Origin of the sequence: Promineifilum sp. (SeqCode) (assembly GCF_041918635.1) — a bacterium.
Taxonomy (GTDB): Bacteria; Chloroflexota; Anaerolineae; order Promineifilales; family Promineifilaceae; genus Promineifilum.
Map to the genome: position 1 here is coordinate 1 of NZ_JAYRVJ010000505.1, position 8,437 is coordinate 8,437.

The 8,437-nt window shown below is 68.8% G+C and carries 8 protein-coding genes; 6 read left to right on the top strand and 2 right to left on the bottom strand.

Annotated elements, in window-relative coordinates; genetic code table 11:
- From ACE3UY_RS15320 to ACE3UY_RS15345, 6 genes are all read left to right on the top strand, one after another.
- A partial coding sequence (locus tag ACE3UY_RS15320; RefSeq protein WP_374688369.1) for a glycosyltransferase family 4 protein occupies positions 1 to 600 on the top strand: 600 nt, incomplete at its 5' end.
- Positions 601 to 614: 14 nt separating this feature from the next.
- Positions 615 to 1,655, top strand: a complete 1,041-nt coding sequence (locus ACE3UY_RS15325) for a hypothetical protein (RefSeq protein ID WP_374688370.1) — start codon at positions 615 to 617, stop codon at positions 1,653 to 1,655.
- A 7-nt stretch (positions 1,656 to 1,662) separates the two neighbouring features.
- On the top strand, positions 1,663 to 3,063 hold the full coding sequence (locus ACE3UY_RS15330) for a kelch repeat-containing protein (RefSeq protein WP_374688371.1): 1,401 nt from the start codon (positions 1,663 to 1,665) through the stop codon (positions 3,061 to 3,063).
- Positions 3,064 to 3,161: 98 nt separating this feature from the next.
- Positions 3,162 to 3,977 carry an N-acetylmuramoyl-L-alanine amidase gene (locus ACE3UY_RS15335; RefSeq protein WP_374688372.1) on the top strand — a complete coding sequence of 272 codons (816 nt, stop codon included), beginning with the start codon at positions 3,162 to 3,164 and terminating at the stop codon, positions 3,975 to 3,977.
- Positions 3,978 to 4,014: 37 nt separating this feature from the next.
- The gene (locus ACE3UY_RS15340; RefSeq protein WP_374688373.1) at positions 4,015 to 5,085 is read left to right on the top strand and encodes a L,D-transpeptidase family protein; all 1,071 of its coding nucleotides are present in this window, start codon (positions 4,015 to 4,017) and stop codon (positions 5,083 to 5,085) included.
- 98 nt (positions 5,086 to 5,183) lie between these two features.
- Complete coding sequence (locus ACE3UY_RS15345) at positions 5,184 to 6,476, top strand: adenylosuccinate synthase (RefSeq protein ID WP_374688374.1); 1,293 nt, start codon at positions 5,184 to 5,186, stop codon at positions 6,474 to 6,476.
- Positions 6,477 to 6,482: 6 nt separating this feature from the next.
- On the opposite strand, the gene ACE3UY_RS15350 is transcribed toward ACE3UY_RS15345, so the two are convergent.
- Together ACE3UY_RS15350 and fabF are read right to left on the bottom strand one after the other, a co-directional pair.
- Complete coding sequence (locus ACE3UY_RS15350) at positions 6,483 to 7,097, bottom strand: PRC-barrel domain-containing protein (RefSeq protein ID WP_374688375.1); 615 nt, start codon at positions 7,095 to 7,097, stop codon at positions 6,483 to 6,485.
- 117 nt (positions 7,098 to 7,214) lie between these two features.
- Positions 7,215 to 8,437, bottom strand: a 1,223-nt coding sequence (fabF, locus tag ACE3UY_RS15355) for a beta-ketoacyl-ACP synthase II (protein WP_374688376.1), incomplete at its 5' end; no start/stop codon positions are given.

Here is an 8,437-nt window from a genome sequence, read left to right on the forward strand (position 1 = left end):
GGCGTCGACCCCGAGTTGTTCGCGCCGCCGGTCAGCCGCGATCCCGGCCGGGCGTTCATCATCGGCTCGGCCAACCGGCGGCTGGTTCCGGAGAAGGGGGTGGACTTGCTGCTGCGCGCCGCGGCCGGGCTGCCGGGCGTGTGGCGGCTGCACATCGCCGGCGATGGGCCGAACCTGCCCCAGTTGCGCCAACTGGCCGCCGAACTGGGCATCGCCGGTCGCGTCCACTTTGATGGCGGTATCCCCTCGGATCAAGTCCCTTCCTACCTGCGCAACCTGGACGCGCTGGCCCTGACCTCGCGGACGCTGCCTAACTGGAAGGAACAGTTCGGCCGGGTGCTGGTGGAGGCGATGGCTTCCGGCGTGCCGGTCATCGGCACGCGCTCCGGCGAGATCCCCCACGTCATCGGCGACGCCGGGTTAATCGTTCCTGAAGAGGATGTAGACGCTGTTCGGGCGGGACTGCTACAATTAATGCAGAATGACGGCTTGCGCGCCGAACTGGGCCGGCGTGGTCGGGAACGGGTGTTGGAGCATTTCACGCAAGCGCAAGTCGCCGCCGACACCGTGGACGTTTATCACAGCATGCTGGCGCGCTGATCGGCCAAATAACTATGATGGAACCCATTGAACCGGACGAGCGCGCCGGCGAATCGACAGAAGGGGAAGTGACCGCTGCCCGGCGGCCGCGCCTGTCCGTGCGCCTCCTGGGGCTGCTGCTGGTCATCGGCTCGGTCGTGCTGGCGACCTACCTGGTCGTCGCCTACTTCGCCTTCGAGAGCGGCCGGGCGCTGCAAGTCGAGCAGGAGACGACAGCCCGCACCGAACAGATCAACCGCCAGGTCGAATTGGCCCGCGAGGACTTGACCGAGGGCAGCCCTCATCTGGCGCTGACGCGCCTCGATTGGGTGCTGACCCAAGACCCCGGTAACCCGGCCGCCCAGGCCATGCGCGCCGAGGCCGAAGCGGCGCAGGGGGCCACGCGCACGCCCCGGCCTACTGAGCCGCCTGAGGCCACGCCCGAAGGCACACTTGAGGCAGCGGCCGAGGGGGAGCCGCGGGCCGAGCTACAGGCCATCCGCCGTTTGGTGGCCGCTGAACAGTGGGAGGAGGCCCTGCCGCTGTTGCTGGCCTTGCAGCAGCGTTTTCCCGACTACGAGCGAGGCGAGACGGATCAGCTGCTCTATGACACTTACCTGGGCCTGGGCCTGACCTACGTCAACAGCGACAAGGTGGAGATTGGATTGAACTACCTGACGCAGGCTGAGCGGCTGGGTGACTTGCCGCAGGAGGCGCAGGACTATCGTCTGTGGGCCGACCTGTATTTCCAGGCCGTGGCTTACTCCGGCGTCAACTGGGAGATCGCCTCGGACTACTGGAGCGACCTGTGCGCCGTGGCTCCGTTCTACCAGGATTCGTGCGCCCGGTTCCAGCGCGCCCTGATCGGTTGGGGCGACCAGTTCGCCTACTATCTGGACTGGTGTCCGGCGCAACGCATCTACCAGCAGGCGTGGAACCGCGAGCCGACGGAGACGTTGGGGGCCAAGCTGGGCGAGGCCCGCGCCGGCTGCGCCGCGGCCACGCCCATCCCCATCACCGGCACCGAGACGCTGACCGGCACAGCCCCGCTGACGCCGACGGAGCCGGGAGGGTAGGGCAGCCATGCCGGAACGCGGCGAACCCCTGAGCGACCGGGAACTGGAGGTGCTGCACCGCCTGGCTGCCGGGGAGTCGAATAAGGCCATCGCCGATGGGCTGTCGATCAGCCCGCTGACGGTCAAGACCCACTTGCGCAACATCTATACCAAGTTGGGCGTCTCCACGCGTACCGAGGCCATGACGGTAGCGCTGCAACAGGGCGTGCTGGGGCTGCCAGGCGAGACCATTATCACCGCCCCGGCGGTAGCTGTGCCGGAGACGCCGGAGTTGCCGCTGGAGCCGCCTGAGTTGCTGCTTCCTCCCAACGGCGAGGTCGCCGCGCGGGCACCGGCGCGCGTCCGCGGCCCGCGCCGGCCGTGGCGGGTGCTGAGTCTGGCGCTGCTGGCGCTCCTGCTGCTGACGGCCGCCGCGCTGGCTTTTGTCCAATGGCGCGACGGCGCGCCGTTCGCCACGCCCACGCCTGAACTGTTTGCCGAGCAGCCCATCGGCGATACGCGCTGGCTGAACGGCCGACCGCTGCCGGAGGCGCGGGCTGGGCGGGCGGTCGCCTCGGTCGGTCTCGATGTCTATCTCATCGGCGGCGAGACGGCGGCGGGCGTGACCGGCGAGGTGCGCGTCTTCGACACGCTGGAGCACGTGTGGCGCAGCGCCGTCGCCAAACCCACCCCGGTGACGGCGACGACGGCCGATGAGCTGTTCGGCGAACTGTACGTGCCGGGCGGGCTGGACGCGGACGGGCAGCCGACGGCGGTTGTGGAGGCGTATAGCCCGTCGCAGGACGCCTGGCGGCGAGTGGCGTCGCTGCCGCAACCGGTGGCCGGCGGGCTGGCCGTGGCCGAGGGCGGCTTTTTGTACCTGCTCGGCGGGCGCAATGATGAGGGGCCGCTCGACACCGCCTACATCTATGATCCGGGCGCGGATAGCTGGCGGCCGGTGGCGTCGTTGCCGGCGGCGCGGGGCGAACCGACCGGCGGCGCGGTGACCGGCCGTATTTACGTCGTTGGCGGCTCAGACGGCGCGACCGACCAGGCTTCCTGCTACGTCTATGACCCGCCGGCCGACGCCTGGGACGACTGCCCGCCGATGCTCCAGCCACGCGCCGGGGCGGGGGCAGCCGTGCTGTTGAACAAGTTGTACGTCATTGGCGGCGTCCGGGGCGAGGAGGGGCCGGGCCACGGCGAGGTCTACGACCCCATCAGCCGCACCTGGACGGTGCTGAACGCGCCGCCGGATGTGGGCAACTGGAGCGAGTTGGCCGTCACCCTGGTCGAGACGCGCATCTATGCCCTGGGCGGCCGGCGCGGCGACGCGCTGAGCGACGCCAACCTCATCTATGCCCCGCTGGTCTTCCAGACCTACATCCCGGCCGTACCGTCTGATTCAGGAGGGGATGGGAATGAGTAGGGCGATTTGCCAAATCGCCCTACGGCCGGCAGCCGGCGGGACGGCGTAGGCGAATAGGTGTTCCAATTTTCGGTCGCGTCGTGTAGAATAGTGACATAATGCAGACCCCATTCAGCGACGATAGCTACGAAGATCGCCCCCTTCGGCGGTTTATTGGCCGGAACCTGGCGCTACTCGCCTTTCTGGCGCTATCGACGGCCGGCATGCTGGCCGCCTACTTCTACTTCAGCCCGTCGAGCGGCGTGGCCGAGGTGGTGGCCGCCGGCAGTCTGGAGGGGGCGCTGACCGCGCCGTTCGTCAAGCCCGTGCCGGCCAAGCCCGTCACGCAGCGCTTGGCCCAAAGCCCCGCGCCCGTCCGTTTCGGCGTCATCTCCGGCCACAAGGGCAACGACTCCGGCTCGGTCTGCGAAGACGGGCTGACCGAGGCGCAGGTAAACGAAGACATCGCCGTGCGCGTCATCGCCCAGTTGCAGACCCACGGCATCGCCACCGATCTGCTGGACGAGTTTGATCCCCGGCTGGCTAACTACGCCGCCACCGGGCTGGTTTCCATCCACGCCGACTCCTGCGACTATATCAACGACCAGGCCACCGGCTTCAAGGTTGCCGGCTCCGGGCTGACCGATTCCTCGCAGCTGTCCATCTGCGTCGAAGGCGCTTACCGCCAGGCGACGCAGATGAATTACCACGCCCACACCATCACCCACGACATGCTCGACTATCACGCCTTCCGCGAGATCGCGCCGGGCGTGCCGGGCATCATCATCGAAGTGGGCTTCCTGAATCTGGACCGGCAAATTCTGACAACGCAGCCAGACCTGCTGGCCGGGGCCATCGCCGACGGCATCCTGTGTTACGTCGATCAGGTTCGCGTCGGCGTGCGCTATGCGCCGTCGGCCGGAGCCGCCCCTTAGACCGGGCGCGAACAAGCGCCGCCAAGCTTGTGAACGCATGACCACACCACTCACCAACGACCGACTGATCGCCGAGGCCCGCCAGGCCATCGAGCAGGGGCGTCCGCAAGAGGCGCGCCCGCTGCTGGAGCGCGCCGCCCGCCAGGACACCCGCGACCCGCGCCCCTGGCTGCTGTTGGCCGGGCTGGCCGCCACACCCCGTGAGCGCCGGGCCTATCTGGCCCAGGCCAAGCGGCTGGACGTTGCCGCGGGACGCGCCGCGCCGGCTGCCACCCGCGCCGCGCCGACCGCCGCGCCCCCCTCGCCATCCGCGCGGCGCGATCGCCGGCCGCTGTGGGCTGGGTTGGCCCTGCTGTTGCTGTTGTTGGCCGCGGGGTCAGCCCTGGCTTTCCACCCGGCCGGCCGCGCCCTGCTGGATGGCGTTATAGGGCCGCCCGACGCGGCCGACGCGCTGCCAGAGGCCACGGCTACGGTTGAACTGGCCGCCGGCCCGACGCTGGCGCCGGCCACGCTGCCGGCGACAGCCGAGGCGCTGCCGTCCCCCACCGCGCCGCCCGCCTTCCCGACCAAGGGCGTGAGCGGCGACGGGCAACCGCTGCCCACCTGGACGCCGACTGCCCTGCCGACGCCGACGCTGGCCCCGACGCTGACGCCCAGCCCGACACCCCTGCCGCCGCCGACAACCGAGCCGGTGGCCGTCGATCCGGGGGCGCTCTCGGCCCGGCCGCCCGGTGTCGGCGACGCGGAGCGCTGGATCGACGTGAACCTGAGCACCCAGACGTTGGTGGCTTACGAAGGGGACACGCCCGTCTACAACACACTGGTCAGCAGTGGACTGCCGCAATGGCCGACCGTCACCGGGCAATACCGCACCTACACCAAGTACGAGAGCCAGACGATGAACGGCTATCTGCTGGGATATGACTACTACTTGCCCGACGTGCCCTACGTGATGTACTTCTTTGAAGACTATGCCATCCACGGGACGTACTGGCACAGTAACTTCGGGTCGCCGATGAGCCACGGCTGCGTCAACGTCAGCACGCCCGACGCCGGCTGGCTCTTCAACTGGGCCCCTGTCGGCACCGTCGTCAACGTTCATTACTAAGAGTTTATCATCCGCAGACTACGCAGATTGCGCAGATTTAGAGAATCTGCGCAATCTGCGTAATCTGCGGATGATTTCTTTTCTTCGGAGGGAGTGCCATGCCAATGACGATCATCATCGGGGCGCAGTGGGGGGACGAGGGCAAGGGCCACATCACCGACCGATTGGCCCAGGACGCGGCCATCGTCGCCCGTTATAGCGGCGGCGACAACGCCGGCCACACCGTCACTATCGGCCGCGAGGTCTTTAAGCTCCACCTCATTCCCTCTGGCATCATCCATCCCGGTGTGGTCTGCCTGGTCGGCAACGGCGCGGTGGTCAACCCGGCGGTCATGCTGCGCGAGATGGATGCGCTGGCCGCTCGCGGCGTGAGCGTCGCTCCGGCGCGCCTGAAGCTGAGCGACGGGGCGCACCTGATCACCCCGGCCCACATCGCCATGGATAAGGCGCACGAGAAGCAGCGCGGCGGGGCGGCCATCGGCACGACACTGCGCGGCATCGGGCCGGTCTACACCGACAAGGCGCGCCGCATCGGACTGCGGGCTGCGCTGCTGGCCGACGAGGAGGCGCTGGCCGAGGCCGTTCAGGCCCACGTGGCGGCCAAGAACGAGGTGCTGGTGAAGGTCTACGGCGAGGAGCCGCTCGACGCCCATGCCGTGGCGGCCGAGTACGTCGGCTACGCCCGCCGGCTGGCCCCTCATCTGGTCGATGGGCCGCTGCTACTTGACGAGGCGCTGCAACAAGGCCAGATGGTGCTGGCCGAGGGGGCGCAGGGGACACTGCTCGACATCGACCACGGCACGTACCCGTTCGTGACCAGTTCTTCGCCCACCGCCGGCGGGGCCATTACCGGCCTGGGCGTCGGGCCGCGGCTGGTGGATCGGGTCATCGGTGTGGCCAAGGCGTTCACGTCGCGGGTCGGCGGCGGGCCGTTCCCAACGGAGTTGAGCGACGACGCGGCGGTGCGGCTGCGCGGGACGGGCGAAAATCCCTGGGACGAGTACGGCACGACGACCGGCCGGCCGCGCCGCGTGGGCTGGCTCGATTTGCCCATGTTGCGCCATGCCCGCCGGGTCAACAGCCTCAGCGAATGGGTGCTGACCAAGCTAGACATCCTGAGCGGGCTGCCGGAGATTCCCGTGTGCGTCGGCTACGAACTGGATGGCCGGCGCGTGGACTCTTTCCCGACCGACCTCCCGACGCTGGCGCGCTGCCGGCCGCTCTACGAGCGGCTGCCGGGCTGGGCGGAAGACATCATGGGCGCGCGCCGACCGGACGAGTTGCCGGACAACGCCCGGCGCTACGTGGATTTCGTCGCCAAGGAGAGCGGCGCGCCGGTGGGCTACGTCTCGGTCGGCCCCGGCCGAGAGCAATTCATTGTGATGGAGTGAGATTCTTTACAGGGGCGGGTCGGGCGGCTCGATGGTCAGCGGGATGTCTTCTTCTGCCGGCGCGCCTTCCTTCGGTATCTCATGCAGAGAGCCGACGGCCAGCGGGACAGCCTCGGCGTCGATGAGCGACGCCTCCAGCTTGGCCAGGTCAACCGTCATGCGGCCGTCCTCCTGGCCGATGTCGAGGACGACGCTGCGGGAGATGACGCGCTTCTCCGCCAGCGGCCCTTCGACGTAGACCTTGGACAGGGCGAAGCCGGTAATGTGGCCGGTCGGATCGACGATGACGTCGCCGATCATGCCCAGTCGCGTGCCGCCGGGCGTATCCGCCTCGCGACCGATCAGCTTGTCGCGCCGCATCCAGGATTTGGCCCCGGATAGAGCGCTGTCATCGGTGACGACGTCGCCGGCCCGCGCCAGCACGGCGTCAATACCGAAGAGGGCCACGTCGCCGGCGGGGATGAGTTCCGATTTGCGCCGGATCAACCCCTGAGCGCCCAGGTAGACGCCGAGCAAGTTTTCGGCCGCGGCATCCAGGTACAGGTCTTGCACCTTGCCGAGCAGCTTACCGTCGTCGAGTGAATAGATGGGTTTGTTGAGAAGATCTTTGCCTAAGCGCATAGTAGCCTCCTTGCTTGTCTATATTGTACTGCAAGAAGAGCTTACGCAAAGAGCGCAAAGGAGCAAAGAACGCAAAAAGAGGAAGCAGCTTTGGCTTTGCGCTCTTGGCGTGAGCTCTTATTGTCCTCCACCTAGGATAATCGTCGCGTTGTGCCCGCCCAGGCCGAAGGCGTTGGACATGACGGCGTGCAGCGGGGCGGGGCGGGCGGCGTTGGGCACATAGTCCAGGTCACAGGCCGGGTCGGGCTGCTCGTAGTTGATGGTCGGCGGCAGCAGGCCGTCGCGTAGGGCCATCAGGCAGAGGATGGCCTCCAGCGCTCCAGCCGCTCCCAGCAGATGGCCGGTCATCGATTTGGTGGAGCTCACCGGCAGGTCGTAGGCCCGCTCGCCGAAGACGCGCTTGATGGCCGCCGTCTCCGCCCGGTCGTTGAGCGGCGTTGATGTGCCGTGGGCGTTGACGTAGTCGATGTCGGCCGGGTCGAGGCCGGCGTCGCGCAGCGCGGCGCGCATCGATTCGGCCGCGCCCTCGCCCGTCTCGCCGGGCATGGTGATGTGGTAGGCGTCGGCGCTAGAACCGTAACCGAGCAGTTCGCCGTGGATGGTCGCGCCGCGGGCCAGGGCGTGCTCGCGCTCCTCCAGCACCAGCAGCGCCGCCCCCTCGGCCACGACGAAGCCGTTGCGCCCGGCGTCGAATGGCCGCGAGGCGCGCGCCGGCTCGTCGTTGCGCGTGCTGATGGCCCCCATGACGCCGAAGCCGGCCAGGGCCAGCGGCAAGATGCACGCTTCTGTCCCACCGGCCACCATCACGTCGGCCGCGCCGCGCCGGATGATGGTCGCCGCCTCGCCGATGGCGTTGTTGCCGGTGGCGCAGGCGGAGTAGACGGCCAGGTTAGGGCCGGTCAGGCCGTGGGCGATGGAGATGGCGGCGGCCGGCGTGTCGGCCAGCATCATGGGTACGAAGAAAGGGCTGACGCGCCCCGGCCCGCGTGCCGCCAGCGTCTCAGCCGCCTCGGCGATGGGGTCGAGCGCACCCATGCCGCTGCCGACGACGACGCCGGTTCGCTGGCGCAGGGCGGCCGGCGCGTCGCGCAGCCTGGCGTCGGCCAGCGCGTCCTCAGCCGCGGCCAGCGCCAGTTGCGTCAGGCGGGCCATGCGCCGCGCCTCCTTGCGGCCGAAGCGGGCCACCGGGTCAAAGCCCTTCACCTCGCCGGCGATGCGCGTCTCGTAGTCCGAAGCGTCGAACAGGGTGATGGGGCCGATGCCGGAGCGGCCGGCGCGGATCGCTTCCCACGTGGCGGCCACGTCATGGCCGAGAGGGTTGAGGGTGGCGAGGCCGGTGA

Excerpts from the sequence above, each read along its gene's own strand:
- ACE3UY_RS15335 (WP_374688372.1), top strand. The coding sequence starts at position 3,162 with ATGCAGACCCCATTCAGCGACGATAGCTACGAAGATCGCCCCCTTCGG.
- ACE3UY_RS15345 (WP_374688374.1), top strand. The coding sequence starts at position 5,184 with ATGCCAATGACGATCATCATCGGGGCGCAGTGGGGGGACGAGGGCAAG.
- ACE3UY_RS15340 (WP_374688373.1), top strand. The coding sequence starts at position 4,015 with ATGACCACACCACTCACCAACGACCGACTGATCGCCGAGGCCCGCCAG.
- ACE3UY_RS15330 (WP_374688371.1), top strand. The coding sequence starts at position 1,663 with ATGCCGGAACGCGGCGAACCCCTGAGCGACCGGGAACTGGAGGTGCTG.
- ACE3UY_RS15350 (WP_374688375.1), bottom strand. The coding sequence starts at position 7,097 with ATGCGCTTAGGCAAAGATCTTCTCAACAAACCCATCTATTCACTCGAC.
- ACE3UY_RS15325 (WP_374688370.1), top strand. The coding sequence starts at position 615 with ATGATGGAACCCATTGAACCGGACGAGCGCGCCGGCGAATCGACAGAA.